The sequence below is a fragment of the Ruegeria sp. CF2 genome, assembly GCF_056537385.1.
Map to the genome: position 1 here is coordinate 510,517 of NZ_JBQFRL010000001.1, position 13,842 is coordinate 524,358.

Sequence of the window (13,842 nt, forward strand, 5' to 3'; positions counted from 1 at the left end):
CCAGTTCAAGGATTCTAACATTAAACTTTCTGCTTCAATGGATCAGACAGGATCAATCGACGCGGATTCCGAGAATCGTTTCAGAAAACCGTGAAATGGTGCCGATCAACCCGGAATCCAGCCTGTTCCAGCGCCTGTTCCAGCTGTTTGTGCGGCGGCAGTGCCTCGTCCGGGAGGCGCAGACGTTTGCCATTGGTCAGGATGATCGACACGCGCACCGAGAAGTCCCAGCGCGTGTCGAAGCGGAAGAAGTCGATCTCGGTCAGGTCGATCTCGCCTTGCCGCGCGCCCGAATGCCAGCTCAGTTTGGCCGGGTCCAGGTTCAGCCCGGCATCGGTGTCGCGCAGCACGTCCCACAACGCGGGCAGGGTGCCCAGCGCCAGCAACCCGATCAGCCACCAGGCCGCGTCGAAAACCAGCACAAGTGCCAGCAACCCCGCATAGACAGCGGCCAGAATGGCGATGCTGCGGGGCGACCGGTTGTGACGGGTAAAGCGGAACCCGGAGCCCTCGGGCGCCGTCATGCCCCGAGGATGCGCGAGATCATCTCGGTCGTGTCGCGCGACAGATTCGGGGTTTCGGCGATGCGGGTCAGTTGGGCGCGGATCAGGTCCTGACGGTCGGCGTCATAGCGTTTCCAGGTCTGGAAGGCCGTGCACATACGCGCGGTGGTCTGCGGGTTGACCGGATCCAGCCGGATCAGCCAGTCGGCCAGCAGGGCGTAGGACTCGCCGCTGGCATGGTGGAACCCGGCGTGGTTCATTGCCAGCCCACCCATCAGCGCACGGAACCGGTTGGGGTTCTTCCAGTTGAAATCGGGATGCTCGGACAGGGCGCGGGCGATCCGCGGCGCATCGTCCGGGGCGGCCAGCGAGGCCTGAAGCCCGAACCATTTGTCCAGAACCAGCCGGTCGTGGTGCCACTGGTCGTAGAATGCCGCCAGTTCCGCCTGACCTTTGCCGGCACGCAGCAGGTAGGACAGGGCGCTGAGCTGCAGGGTCATGTTGTCGGCCTTGGCATAGACCTCGGCCGCCATGGCACCGCCGTCCAGCCGGGTGGTCAGGGCCAGCGCGGCGCTACCCAAGGCGCGCTTGCCCGCCTGCTCGGCGTCGGGCGAATAGGGGCCGTCGACCAGCGCCTCGGAATGCAGCCGGGGCAGCAGGTCCTGCTTGTGCTGGGCGGTGGCCTGGCGCAGGGTCTCGACCGCGCGCCAGATCGCCATCGGGTCGGGCGTTTCGCCCTGTTCGTGCAGCGCGGCGGCCAGTTCCGATTGGGTCGGCAGACCCAGCATCAGCGCACGATAGGCCGGGTCCAGATCGGCGTCGCGCAGAACGGCCAGCAGACCATCCAGATATTCGGAATCGGGGGCCGCTTCCTGGGTGATCATCCGCAGCAAAGTGTCTTGCGCCAGCGTCCGTCCGGCCTGCCACCGGTTGAACGGATCCGTGTCATGGGCCAGCAAAAAGGCCCGTTCGGCGTTCGGGCGGTCGTGCTCAAGGATCACCGGCGCCGAGAACCCCCGCAGGATCGAGGCGACGGGCCGCGCGGCCAGCCCCTCGAAGGTGAAGCTCTGGCGCGCTTCAGTCAGTTCCAGCACCTCGGTCCCGCGCACCTCGTCGCCATTGGGACCCAGCAGGCCCACGGCCACGGGGATCACCTGCGGCAGCTTTTCGGGCTGACCGGGAGTGGGTGGGGTGCTTTGGGACAGGGTCAGGGTATAGGTGCCGCCGGCCCATTCCTCCTCGACCTTCACCCGGGGCGTGCCGGACTGGCTGTACCAGCGCTTGAACTGGGTCAGGTCGCGGCCGGTCGTGTCCTCGAACACTTTCAGCCAGTCCTCGATCGTGCAGGCCTGCCCGTCATGGCGTTCGAAATACAGATCCAGCGCCTTGGAATAGGCCTCGTCCCCGACCAGCGTTTTCAGCATTCCGATCACCTCGGCGCCTTTCTCATAGACGGTCGCGGTGTAGAAGTTGTTGATCTCTTGAAAGCTTTCGGGGCGCACGGGGTGCGACAGCGGCCCGTTGTCCTCGGGGAACTGGCGCGCGCGCAGGTCGATCACGTCATGGATGCGCTTGACCGGGGCCGAGCGCATGTCCGAGGTGAACTGCGCGTCGCGGAACACGGTCAGCCCCTCTTTCAGACACAGCTGGAACCAGTCGCGGCAGGTGATGCGGTTGCCGGTCCAGTTGTGGAAATACTCATGCGCGATGATCGCCTCGATCCGTTCGAAATTTGCATCGGTCGAGGTTTCAGGGCTGGCCAGCACCGCCGACGAGTTGAAGATGTTCAGCCCCTTGTTCTCCATCGCGCCCATGTTGAAATCATCCACGGCGACGATGTTGAACACGTCCAGATCGTATTCGCGGCCATAGACATCCTCGTCCCATTTCATCGACCGCTTCAGGGCCTCCATGCCAAAGGCGCATTTGCCCTCGTCCCCGGGGCGGACCCACAGGTTCAGATCGACATGCCGTCCCGATCTGGTGGTGAAACTGTCGGAATGGGCAACCAACTCTCCGGCGACCAGCGCGAACAGATAGGCGGGTTTGGGCCAGGGGTCGGTCCATTCGGCCCAGCCTTCGCCCTTACCCGTCGGGTTGCCGTTGGACAGCAGCACCGGCAGCTCGCCGTTGATGCGCACGGTGAACGTGGACATCACGTCGGGCCGGTCGGGGTAATAGGTGATCTTGCGGAACCCCTCGGCCTCGCACTGGGTACAGTACATGCCGTTCGACATGTAAAGCCCTTCCAGCGTGGTGTTGTTGCCGGGGTCGATCTCGACCTCCGCCTCCCAGACGAAGGGGGCATTGGGGACGCTGGCGGTCAGGCCTTTGTCGGTGACGTCAGGAGTGATCGGGGTGCCGTCGATGCTGGCGCGGATCAGCTTCAGCTCTTCACCGTGCAAAAAGAACGTGCGGTCGGTGGCCTGCGGATTGGGCCGGAACGCGATGCGCGATGTCACGCGCGTCGCATGCGGGGCCAGGCCGAAGGTCAGGTGAACGCTGTCGACCAGAAAACCGAAGGGCGAATAGTCGGACAGGTAGATCGTGGTGGGGGCGGCGTCGCGCATCTGGGGCCTCGTGTCGGTGTGTTCCCGCGCGACGTTAGGAGGATCGCCGTGGCGCTGCAAGCAGGCGGGTCAGGGCGGCATTACCTTGCACGGTTTGAAGCTGTTTCAGGCGGAATGGAAAGGCGGATTGATGCAGCGGCAAGTTGCCTATCGGAAACAATGCCCCTAATTGAAGACTGCATACAACGGCACACGATGGGCAGGAGATTCGAGTCATGAGCGGCAGAGCTATCCGGAGCGGATTGGACGTAGATCAGGTTCTGATCGATTTCATCGAGGAACGCGCGCTTCCCGGAACGGGCGTTGAGCCCGACGCATTCTGGGCTGGTCTTTCGCGGATGGTGTCCGAGTTTGGCCCAAAAAACCGAGATCTGCTTCAAAAGCGCTCGGATATCCAGGGCAGTGTCGACGCGTGGCACCTTGCGCGCAAGGGGCAACCCATCGACATGGCCGAGTATCAGGCGTTCCTGCGCGAGATCGGCTATCTGCTGGATGAAGGCCCCGATTTCCAGATCGACACGGCGAATGTCGACCCCGAGATCGCCGCGACGCCCGGCCCGCAACTGGTGGTGCCGATCACCAATGCGCGTTTTGCCCTGAACGCGGCCAATGCCCGCTGGGGCAGCCTGTATGACGCGCTGTATGGCACCGATGCGATGGGCGACCTGCCGCAGGGGGGCGGCTATGACGAGGCCCGCGGTGCGCGGGTGATCGCCTGGGCCAAGGCGTTTTTGGACGAGGCCGCGCCGCTGACCCAAGGCAGCTGGGCCGATGTGCCCGGTCTGAAGTTCGAAGGCGGCGCATTGGTGCCGGCGCTGGCTGATCCCGGGAAATTCGTGGGCTTCGGCGGTTCGGCCGAGGCTCCGGACTTCGTGCTGCTGAAGAACAACGGTCTGCACATCCAGATCATGATCGACCCGTCCAGCACCATCGGCGCCTCGGACCCGGCGGGCATTTCCGACGTGCGCCTTGAATCGGCCCTGTCCACCATCATGGACTGCGAAGATTCGGTGGCCTGTGTTGATGCCGAGGATAAGGTCGTGGCCTACGGCAACTGGCTGGGCCTGATGAAGGGCGATCTGACCGAAGAGGTCACGAAAGGCGGCCGGACATTTACCCGCAAACTGTCCGAGGACATCGCCTTTACCCGGCCCGACGGATCGACCAGCAGCCTCAAGGGCCGGTCGCTGATGCTGGTGCGCAATGTGGGCCATCTGATGACCAACCCCGCCGTGCTGGACGCCGACGGTAACGAGATCGGTGAGGGGCTGATGGATGCGCTGTGCACCACGCTGATCGCGATGCACGACCTGCAGCGCGATGGCGGCAACTCGGTCCACGGATCGGTCTATGTGGTCAAGCCCAAGATGCACGGGCCTGAAGAGGTGGCGTTCTCGGTCCAAATCTTCGATATGGTCGAGGATATTCTGGGCCTGCCGCGCAACACCGTGAAACTGGGCATCATGGATGAGGAACGCCGGACGTCGGTAAACCTCAAGGAGTGCATCCGCGCCGCGAAATCGCGCGTGGCCTTCATCAATACCGGGTTCCTCGACCGGACGGGGGACGAAATCCACACATCGATGGAGGCCGGGCCGATGCTGCCCAAGGGCGACATGAAGAATACGCCCTGGATCCAGTCCTACGAGGATCGCAATGTCGATATCGGGCTCGCCTGCGGGCTGAAGGGCCGGGCGCAGATCGGCAAGGGTATGTGGGCCATGCCCGACCTGATGGGCGAGATGCTTGCGGCCAAGATCGGCCACCCCATGGCCGGTGCGACCTGCGCCTGGGTGCCGTCGCCCACCGCAGCGACCCTGCACGCGACCCACTACCACAAGGTGGATGTTCTGGCCCGTCAGGATGAGATAGCCGCTGGAGGCCCGCGCGGCACGCTCGATGATCTGCTGACCATCCCGCTGCTGGGCGGCCGCAACCTCAGCGACGATGAAATCACCCGCGAGATCGAGAACAACGCGCAGGGCATCCTGGGCTATGTCGTGCGCTGGGTCGATCAGGGTGTCGGCTGCTCGAAGGTGCCCGATATCAATGACGTGGGTCTGATGGAGGATCGCGCCACCTGCCGGATTTCGAGCCAGGCGCTGGCCAACTGGCTGCATCACGACGTGATCGGCGCCGATCAGGTGATGGCCGCGATGAAGAAGATGGCCGCCGTGGTCGATCGGCAGAACGCAGGCGACCCGGCCTATCGGCCCATGGCACCGGGTTTCGACGGCATCGCCTTTCAGGCCGCCTGCGATCTGGTGTTCAAGGGGCGGGTACAGCCCTCGGGCTATACCGAGCCGGTCCTGCATGCGCGGCGGCTGGAACTGAAGGCCCGTCAGGGCTAGAACCGGGGCAGACCACCGCAGACAGAGGACAAGATCATGTCGGTTTCACTCAGAAAGGCCCGCACCATCATTCGCAAAACCCTTGAGAAAGGGCGCGAGATGGACCTGAAACCCCTGTCAGTGGTAGTTCTGGACGCCGGTGGCCATGTCATCGCCTTCGAGCGCGAGGACGGCGCGGCCCCCGGCCGCTTCGCGATTGCCCATGGCAAGGCCTATGGATCGGTCATGCTGGGCATGGCAGGCACCGCCCAGATGCAGCGGGCCGAGGCGCAGGCCTATTTCATGGCTGCGGTGAATGGGGTCTATGGCGGGCAGGTCGTTCCGGTTCCGGGCGGCGTGCTGCTGCGCGACCGCAAGGGCGCTGTGATCGGGGCCGTCGGGGTCACCGGCGACACCTCGGACAACGACGCCGCTGCCGCCATGGCCGGGATCGAGGCCGCCGGGCTGACTGGCGAGACCTGATCTGTAAAAGCGCCGTTCCGCCGCGGCCGCCTGTTTCGGGAAATTCGTCCAGCGCTCTGCGGAAATCGGGAACAATATGTGCGTATCTGAACACGTCCTTGCGCCATGGTGCAGGGCGTGTTTTCTTGCACGTTACTGAAGGGGCGGATAATTTCCGACCAGTTCAAGTAAAACAGCAAGGTAGCGCAATGTCCCGACCCGTCGTTGGCATCATCGGCAATTCGTATCTGATGAACGACCAGTACCCCACCCATGCCGGGGGGACGATGAATTCGGACGCGGTCGCGAATGTTGCGAACTGTCTGCCGCTGCTGATCCCGGCCGACCCGCGTTATGTCGACGTGGCCGAACTGCTTGAGGTTTGCGACGGGTTCCTGCTGACCGGTGGCCGCCCCAACGTTCACCCCGAAGAATACGGCGAGCCGGCGACCGATGCGCATGGCGAATTCGACCGGGCGCGCGATGCGATCACCCTGCCACTGGTGCGGGCCTGCGTCGAGCGCGGCCAGCCCTTTCTGGGCATCTGCCGGGGCTTCCAAGAGGTCAACGTGGCCATGGGCGGCACTCTGTACCCGGAAATCCGCGATCTGCCTGGACGGATGAACCACCGCATGCCGCCCGATGGCACGCTCGAAGAGAAATTCGCCCTGCGCCATGTGGTCAAGCTGACCGAGGGCGGGGTGTTCCACCGCCTGTTCGGTGCCAGTGAGGTGATGACCAATACGCTGCATGGGCAGGGCATCAAGACGGTGGGCAAGGGCGTGGTGATCGACGGCCACGCGCCGGATGGCACGCCCGAGGCGATCTATATCCAGGATGCGCCCGGGTTCACCTTGTCGGTGCAATGGCACCCGGAATGGGATGCGGCGAATGACCCGGTCTCGCGGCCCCTGTTTCAGGCTTTTGGCGACGCGGTGCGGGCTTGGTCGGCAGGTGCCATGCCGACGCCGGTGCGGCAATCGGCCTGACAATCAGCTCTCGGATTTCTTCAAAAGACCGGCGCGGCAACCTCCGCGCCGGTCTTTTTCGTTTCACACCAGCAGGTTGAACTGCTTGTTGAGCGGCAGGGTCCTAGCGCGCTGGCCGGTCAGGTCAAACAGCGCGTTGCCCAGCGCCGGCATCGAAGGCGGCGTACCGGGCTCGCCCGCGCCACCCATGAAGCGGTTGGTTTCCAGCACCTGAACCTCAACCTGCGGCGCGGTGTGCATGCGCAGCGCGTCATAGTCGGGGAAGTTCATCTGTTCGACCTCGCCATCGGCGAAGGTGATCTCGCCGTAACAAGCCGCCGACAGGCCATACATCATGCCGCCGAACATCTGAGCTTTGACGTTTTCGGGGTCCAGGGCCAGCCCCATGTCGCAGGCGATCCAGGCCTTGCTGATGCGGATGGTGCCGTCTTCGTCGACCACCTCGATCACCTGCGCGACGGGGGTGCCGAAGCTGTAAGTCAGGGCCACGCCGCGGCCCACACCATCGGGGGTCTTGCCCGTCCAGCCGGACATGTTGCGCACCGCCTCAAGACACCCGGCCGAGGGCGCATGTTCGCCACCCGCCAGTTCCAGCCGGAACTCCAGCGGGTCGCGGTCGGCCGCGTGAGCCATCTCGTCGATGAAGGTTTCGTGGAAGAACCCGTTGTGGCTGTTGCCGACCGAGCGCCAGAAGCCCACCGGGATCTTCAGGTCGGCGATATGGCCGCTCACGCGATAGTTGGGCACCGCGTAGGGCTGATTGAAGAACCCTTCGACCAGCACCTTGTCGGGGCCAGCGCCGGGCATTCCGGTATAGCGCTCGACGGCTTGCTGCGTGCAGGACTGCGCGGCAACTGCACCGTCGATCAGCACTGCTTTGCCATCCTGAACCGCACCGCGCATCCGCGCCATCGCACCGGGACGGTAGTAGTCGTGACGCATATCCTCTTCGCGGCTCCAGGTCGACTGGACCGGAGTGCCGGGCATTGCCATGGCCACTTTGGTGGCTATGTCGCCGAAATCCAGCTCTCCGCGGCGACCAAAACCGCCGCCCAGATAGGTGGTGTGGATTTGGACGGCTTCGGTGTCCAGACCGGCCGTGTTGGCAACGCGGAACTGGATCAGCGTGGGGGCCTGGTTGCCGCACCACAGTTCCAACGCGTCGCCGGTGAACAGCGCGGTGGCATTCATCGGTTCCATCGTGGCGTGGGCCAGGTAGGGGACAGTGTATTCGGCCTCGATCACTGTCGCGCCTTCGGGAACGGTGCTGACATCGCCATCATCGCGCATGGTCGAGTTCGGGGCGGTGTCGAAGGCCTTGGAGATCTCGGCAAAGATGGCGTCGGTTTCGGGCGGATAGGGGGCCTCGCCCCAATCGACGTCGATGGCCTCGACCGCCTGGTTGGCAAGCCAGGTGTTGGTGGCGATCACCGCAACACCGTTGCCCAGATCGACAACCTTTTCGACACCAGGCATTGCCTTGGCGGCGCTGTCGTCGAAGCCGTTCATCTGGCCGCCCAGCTTGGGGTTCATCCGGACGCTGGCGAATTTCATGCCGGGCAGGCGCACGTCGACGCCGAACTGGGCGGTGCCGGTGGCCTTTTCCACCATGTCCAGACGCGGCAGGGTCCGACCCAGATAGCGCCACTCGGACGGGTCGCGCAGCTCTGCCTCAATCGGTTCCATCTTCGCCACGTCTGTAGCCAGTTCGGTATAGGCGATCTTGCTGTCATCAGGCGCGATGACATGGCCCGAAGCGGTCTTCAACTGAGCCCGATCCACCCCCAGTCGGTCGGCGGCGGCCTGTTTCAGCGTCTCGCGGGCCGAGGCACCAGCCGCGCGCATCCGCTCGAACCCGTCCTTCATCGAGGTCGAGCCGCCGGTGACCTGCAGGCTGAGCGCCTTGCCGATCACGCCAAGGGCCTCGCCCAGATTGTGCTGGAAGTTCGAGACGTCATAGCCCTTGTTGGGCAGGCTCTCGCCGATCAGGGCCGAGTTGTAATAAGCCGCCGCCGCAGGTCCGTGCAGAACGGTGACCTGATCCAGATCCACGTCCAGTTCCTCGGCAATCAGGGCGGCCCATGTGGTTTTGACGCCCTGGCCCATCTCGGCGCGGGGCGCAAACAGGGTCACGCCGTTCTGGTCGATCAGGATGAAGGGGTTCAGGGCCGCTTCGCCGTCGCCCGGTTTCAGCGGGTTCTTGGCGGGGCGGTTGACGTAATAGACGCCGAAAGCCACGCCACCGACGATGGCGGCTGATCCGATCAGGAAGGTGCGGCGCAGGATTTTTCCGATGCTGGCCATGGATCAGGCCTCCTTCAGCTTGGCGGCGGCGTCGTGGATCGCGGCGCGGATGCGGGGGTAGGTGCCGCAGCGGCACAGGTTGCCCTGCATCGCCTCGTCGATTTCTTCGTCAGAGGGGGCAGGGTTTTCGGCCAGCAGCGCGGCGGCCTGCATGATCTGCCCCGACTGGCAATAGCCGCATTGCGCGACCTGATGGTCGACCCAGGCCTGCTGGATCGTGGCCAAGTTGTCGGGCGTCCCCAACCCTTCGATCGTGGTGACCTCGCCCCAGACATCGGACAGGGCAACCTGGCACGAGCGGACGGCCTCGCCGTCGATCTGCACCGTGCAGGCTCCGCAGGCGGCCACACCGCAGCCGAACTTGGTTCCGGTCAGGCCCACCTCGTCGCGCAGCACCCACAGAAGGGGGACATCGTCGGGCAGATCGACCTGATGTGGCTTTCCGTTGATCGTCAGCGTGGTCGCCATGGCGTACCTCTTTTGGCTGTGGCTGGTTTCTGACATAATTGATGAGAAATGTCAGTGCGTCAATTGACAATTTCGCGCGAAACTGTCAGAGGTCAATTCATGGCGGAAAAACTGGATGATACACGGGCAAAGGCGATCCTGACTTCGGCGTTTCAGGCCTTTTCCGCCTATGGGTTCCGCAAGACCTCGATGGATGACATAGCGCGTGGCGCGGGCATGTCCCGTCCAGCGGTCTATCTGCATTACAAGAACAAAGATGCCATCGTTCGCAGCCTGACACAGGCGCATTACGCCGAAAAGATCGCGGCGGTGGCACATGCGCTGCAGGGCGACGGAGCGGTGTCCGAGATCCTGGCGCGGGCGATTGACGCGCAGATCGCCGGGATGGCGGCCATACTGGCCTCGCCGCATGGGCTGGAGATGCTGGATACCAGCAAGTCCACCGCTGCCGACATCGTGGCCGAGGGCGAGGCGGCGCTGGCGGATCTCTACGCTGAATGGCTAAAGCGCGAACTGGCGGCCGGTCGCGTGCGCCTGCCGGACGGTCCGGCCGAGACCGCGCGGACCGTCACCGCCGCGCTGAAGGGGATCAAGATGACCGCCTCGAACGCCGAGGAGTTCGAGCAGCGCATTGCCCAGTTGTCCGCGCTGATCGGCGCGGGGCTTGAGGTCAGGTAACCCGCTGCCGGACCTTGAATTCCGGTCTGTCCCACAAACGGTTCTGCATGATGTCAGTCAGGATCTCGACGGCGCGCGACACGTCGCCTTCGTCGATATACAGCGGCGTGAAGCCGAACCGCATGATGTCGGGCGCGCGGAAATCCCCGATCACGCCGCGGGCGATCAAGGCCTGCATCGCCGCGTACCCGTCGGCAAACCGGAACGAGACTTGGCTGCCACGCATCGCGGGGTCGCGGGGGCTGGCCAGTTCCAGATCGGGGCAGGTGGCCTCGACCTGCTGGATGAACTGTTCGGTCAGGGCGATGGACTTGGCGCGCACATTATCCATGTCGGCCATGTCCCAGATATCCATCGCCGCGGCCAGCGCGGTCATCTGGATCACCGGTGGCGTGCCGACGCGCATGCGCTCGATGCCTGCGCCGGGGCGATAGTCCAGATCGAAGGCAAACGGCGCCTCGTGTCCCAGCCAGCCCGACAGGGCCGGGCGCGCGGTGTCCGCCCATTTCGGAGCGACATAGATGAAGGCCGGGGCGCCCGGACCACCGTTGAGGTATTTATAGGTGCACCCGACCGCGAAATCGGCGTTGCAGCCGGCCAGGTCCACCGGGATGGCCCCGGCTGAGTGGGCCAGATCCCACACCGTGATGACGCCGCGCGCATGGGCCAGCTCGGTCAGCGCCTTCATGTCGTGCCTGCGGCCGGTGCGATAGTCGACTTCGGTCAGCATCAGCACGGCGACTTCATCGGTAATGTGCTCGGCCACGGTCTCGGGGTCCACGACCCGAAGCTCGTACTCCTCGCCCAGCGAGCGCAGCAGCCCGTCAGCCATGTAGAGATCGGAAGGGAAGTTGCCATTGTCCGACAGGACCACCTTGCGCCCCGGGTTCAGCTCCAACGCCGAGGCAACCGCCTGAAAGACCTTGATCGACAGCGTGTCGCCGACCACGACCGTACCGGGCGCGGCGCCGATCAGGCGGCCGATCCGATCGCCCAGGTCGGTCGGCATGCCCATCCACCCGGCCTTGTTCCACCCGGTGATCAGCATCTGGCCCCATTCCTCAGTCAGCATCTTCTGGACCTTTGCGGCCGCCGCCTTGGGCAGAGGGCCCAGCGAGTTGCCGTCCAGATACAGCACTCCTTCCGGCAGGTGGAACATGGCTTTGGTGGCGGCGAAATCGGTCATGATAAATCCCGGTGTTTTCTTGTGTCCGACCCGGGGTATCGGATCGGTGCCGGGCTGTCTACGCCCGCCTGTTTGTGGCCCGGGTGCACAATATTCGACCGCAAGGCCAAGATGCTTTGCCATCGGGGTCTGAAAGCGGTAGGACTTGGCCCGGAAGCGACATGTGTCGGTGCATGTCGTCGTTCAAAAGGGATGCTCATGCGCCGTATCGACGTACCGCCACTGTGGCTTTTGGGCTTCGCGGTGTTGGCCTGGTTACAGGGCCGTTATCTGTCGCTCGGCCTGTCGCTGGAAGGCGGGTTGACCGACCTGCTAAGCGGGTTGCTGATTGGTGGGGGTATCCTGCTGGCGGTTCTGGCCATCGTAGAATTCCGCCGTCACCGTACGACGGTCATTCCGCATGAAACACCCACCGCAATGGTGCAGTCGGGCATCTACAAACGCAGCCGCAATCCGATTTATCTGGGCGATGTCCTGATCCTTGCCGGGTTGATCCTGCGCTTCGATGCCGTGTTGTCGCTGGTGTTGGTTCCTGTGTTCGTCTGGGTATTGGAACGGCGGTTCATCCTGCCCGAAGAGGACCGCCTGCGCCGCACCTTCCGTGCGGATTTCGCGCGTTACGAACGCAAAACCCGTCGGTGGATCTGAAATGCGCCGACCCGTGACACAACGTAATGAATGCTGCGCTTGCGAAATAATGTTGCGCAGGATAGATCTTTGCTTAACAAACAATACCGACCACCCGCTCGGTCAGAGTGAAAATTAGGGGGACTTGCCGGTGAAAATAGGCACGCCAAAGGAAATACTGAAAGGCGAGAACCGGGTCGCGATGACTCCGGAGTCAGCCGTGCAGCTGCAGAAATTGGGCTATGAATGCGCCATCGAGAAGGGGGCTGGTGCTGCCGCCGGTTTCTCGGACGAGGCTTACGAGGCCGTCGGGGTCGAAATCGTCAAGACAGCAGCCTCTTTGTGGAAATCGTCGGACATCATCGCCAAGGTGCGCGTGCCCACCGAGACCGAAATGAAACGTCTGACCAAAGGCAAGACGCTGATCTCGTTCTTCAACCCGGCAGGGAACGAAGAAGGGATGGAATTGGCGAAAGCCAAGGGCGCCAATGTCATCGCGATGGAAATGGTGCCCCGCATCAGCCGCGCGCAGAAGATGGACGCTTTGTCTTCGATGGCCAACATCGCCGGGTACCGTGCGGTGATCGAGGCGGGCAACAACTTTGGCCGCTTCTTCACCGGCCAGGTAACGGCCGCGGGCAAGGTGCCGCCGGCCAAGGTTCTGATCGTTGGTGCCGGCGTGGCAGGTCTGGCCGCCATCGGGACGTCGACGTCGCTTGGCGCGATCACCTATGCGTTCGATGTGCGCCCCGAGGTCGCTGAACAGGTCGAGTCGATGGGCGCCGAATTCGTCTATCTGGACTTTGAAGAGGAACAGCAGGATGGGTCGGCCACCGGTGGGTATGCTTCGGTTCAGTCCGAGGAGTTCCGCAATGCGCAGCTGGCCAAGTTCCGCAAGCTTGCGCCCGAGATGGACATCGTCATCACTACGGCCCTGATCCCCAACCGCCCGGCCCCCAAGCTGTGGCTTGAGGATATGGTCAAGGCCATGAAGCCCGGATCGGTCATTGTGGACCTTGCGGCCGAGCGTGGAGGCAATGTCGAAGGCACCGTGCCGGATGAAAAGGTCGTGACCGACAATGGCGTGACAATCATCGGCTATACTGACTTCCCCAGCCGGATGGCGGCTCAGTCCTCGTCGCTGTATGCGACCAACATCCGTCACATGATGACTGACCTGACCCCGGACAAGGACGGTCAGATCAATCACAACATGGAAGATGACGTGATCCGTGGCGCGACCGTCACCTACGAAGGTGAGATCACCTTCCCACCGCCACCGCCCAAGGTGCAGGCCATCGCCGCCAAACCCAAAGCCGAGGTCAAGGAACTGACGCCCGAAGAAAAGCGCGCGCAAGAGATCGCTGCCTTCAAGGCGCAGACCAAGCAACAGGTCACCCTGCTGGGCGTGGGCGGTGCGCTGATGCTGCTGGTCGGGCTGGTGGCTCCTGCAAGCTTCATGCAGCATTTCATCGTCTTCGTGCTGGCCGTTTTCGTGGGCTTCCAGGTGATCTGGAACGTCAGCCACAGTCTGCACACACCGTTGATGGCGATCACCAACGCGATTTCCTCGATCATCATCGTGGGCGCGTTGATGCAAATCGGGTCGGGGTCTTTCCTCGTCATTCTGCTGGCGGCGCTGTCGATCTTCATGGCCGGGATCAACATCTTCGGCGGTTTCCTCGTAACCCGGCGCATGCTCGCCATGTTCCAGAAATCTTAAGG

Annotated in this window: 11 protein-coding genes; 6 read left to right on the top strand and 5 right to left on the bottom strand. The window is 63.5% G+C overall.

Annotated elements, in window-relative coordinates:
* Nucleotides 1–80: 80 nt before the first annotated feature.
* Together ACR0IR_RS02515 and pepN are read right to left on the bottom strand one after the other, a co-directional pair.
* Nucleotides 81–524: a hypothetical protein gene (locus ACR0IR_RS02515; RefSeq protein WP_170364542.1), complete on the bottom strand. Its 444-nt coding sequence runs from the start codon at nucleotides 522–524 to the stop codon at nucleotides 81–83.
* Nucleotides 521–3,073: an aminopeptidase N gene (gene pepN, locus ACR0IR_RS02520; RefSeq protein ID WP_170364541.1), complete on the bottom strand. Its 2,553-nt coding sequence runs from the start codon at nucleotides 3,071–3,073 to the stop codon at nucleotides 521–523. Before pepN ends, ACR0IR_RS02515 begins: the two co-directional genes overlap by 4 nt.
* Nucleotides 3,074–3,288: 215 nt before the next feature.
* Here pepN and ACR0IR_RS02525 point away from each other — a divergent pair, with 215 nt between their 5' ends.
* The 3 genes from ACR0IR_RS02525 to ACR0IR_RS02535 all read left to right on the top strand — a co-directional run bounded on the left by ACR0IR_RS02525 (nucleotide 3,289) and on the right by ACR0IR_RS02535 (nucleotide 6,854).
* Nucleotides 3,289–5,424 carry a malate synthase G gene (locus ACR0IR_RS02525; RefSeq protein ID WP_170364539.1) on the top strand — a complete coding sequence of 712 codons (2,136 nt, stop codon included), beginning with the start codon at nucleotides 3,289–3,291 and terminating at the stop codon, nucleotides 5,422–5,424.
* Between the two features lie 36 nt (nucleotides 5,425–5,460).
* Complete coding sequence (locus ACR0IR_RS02530; RefSeq protein WP_093964871.1) at nucleotides 5,461–5,886, top strand: GlcG/HbpS family heme-binding protein; 426 nt, start codon at nucleotides 5,461–5,463, stop codon at nucleotides 5,884–5,886.
* 188 nt (nucleotides 5,887–6,074) lie between these two features.
* On the top strand, nucleotides 6,075–6,854 hold the full coding sequence (locus tag ACR0IR_RS02535) for a gamma-glutamyl-gamma-aminobutyrate hydrolase family protein (RefSeq protein ID WP_170364538.1): 780 nt from the start codon (nucleotides 6,075–6,077) through the stop codon (nucleotides 6,852–6,854).
* 63 nt (nucleotides 6,855–6,917) lie between these two features.
* On the opposite strand, the gene ACR0IR_RS02540 is transcribed toward ACR0IR_RS02535, so the two are convergent.
* Nucleotides 6,918–9,158, bottom strand: a complete 2,241-nt coding sequence (locus ACR0IR_RS02540) for a xanthine dehydrogenase family protein molybdopterin-binding subunit (protein WP_170364536.1) — start codon at nucleotides 9,156–9,158, stop codon at nucleotides 6,918–6,920.
* Between the two features lie 3 nt (nucleotides 9,159–9,161).
* Complete coding sequence (locus ACR0IR_RS02545) at nucleotides 9,162–9,626, bottom strand: (2Fe-2S)-binding protein (protein ID WP_170357311.1); 465 nt, start codon at nucleotides 9,624–9,626, stop codon at nucleotides 9,162–9,164.
* Between the two features lie 99 nt (nucleotides 9,627–9,725).
* Between ACR0IR_RS02545 and ACR0IR_RS02550 the strand changes: the two genes are divergently transcribed.
* The gene (locus tag ACR0IR_RS02550; protein WP_170364535.1) at nucleotides 9,726–10,304 is read left to right on the top strand and encodes a TetR/AcrR family transcriptional regulator; all 579 of its coding nucleotides are present in this window, start codon (nucleotides 9,726–9,728) and stop codon (nucleotides 10,302–10,304) included.
* Here ACR0IR_RS02550 and kynU read toward each other — a convergent pair.
* Entirely contained in the window at nucleotides 10,297–11,490 is a 1,194-nt protein-coding gene (kynU, locus tag ACR0IR_RS02555) for a kynureninase (protein ID WP_170357313.1), read from the bottom strand. The genes ACR0IR_RS02550 and kynU overlap by 8 nt on opposite strands.
* A 198-nt stretch (nucleotides 11,491–11,688) precedes the next feature.
* Here kynU and ACR0IR_RS02560 point away from each other — a divergent pair, with 198 nt between their 5' ends.
* A complete protein-coding gene (locus ACR0IR_RS02560; RefSeq protein ID WP_093964875.1) occupies nucleotides 11,689–12,138 on the top strand; it encodes a methyltransferase family protein in 450 nt (149 codons plus the stop codon).
* A 130-nt stretch (nucleotides 12,139–12,268) separates the two neighbouring features.
* Nucleotides 12,269–13,840 carry a Re/Si-specific NAD(P)(+) transhydrogenase subunit alpha gene (locus tag ACR0IR_RS02565; RefSeq protein WP_170364533.1) on the top strand — a complete coding sequence of 524 codons (1,572 nt, stop codon included), beginning with the start codon at nucleotides 12,269–12,271 and terminating at the stop codon, nucleotides 13,838–13,840.
* The last annotated feature ends 2 nt before the right edge of the window (nucleotides 13,841–13,842 follow it).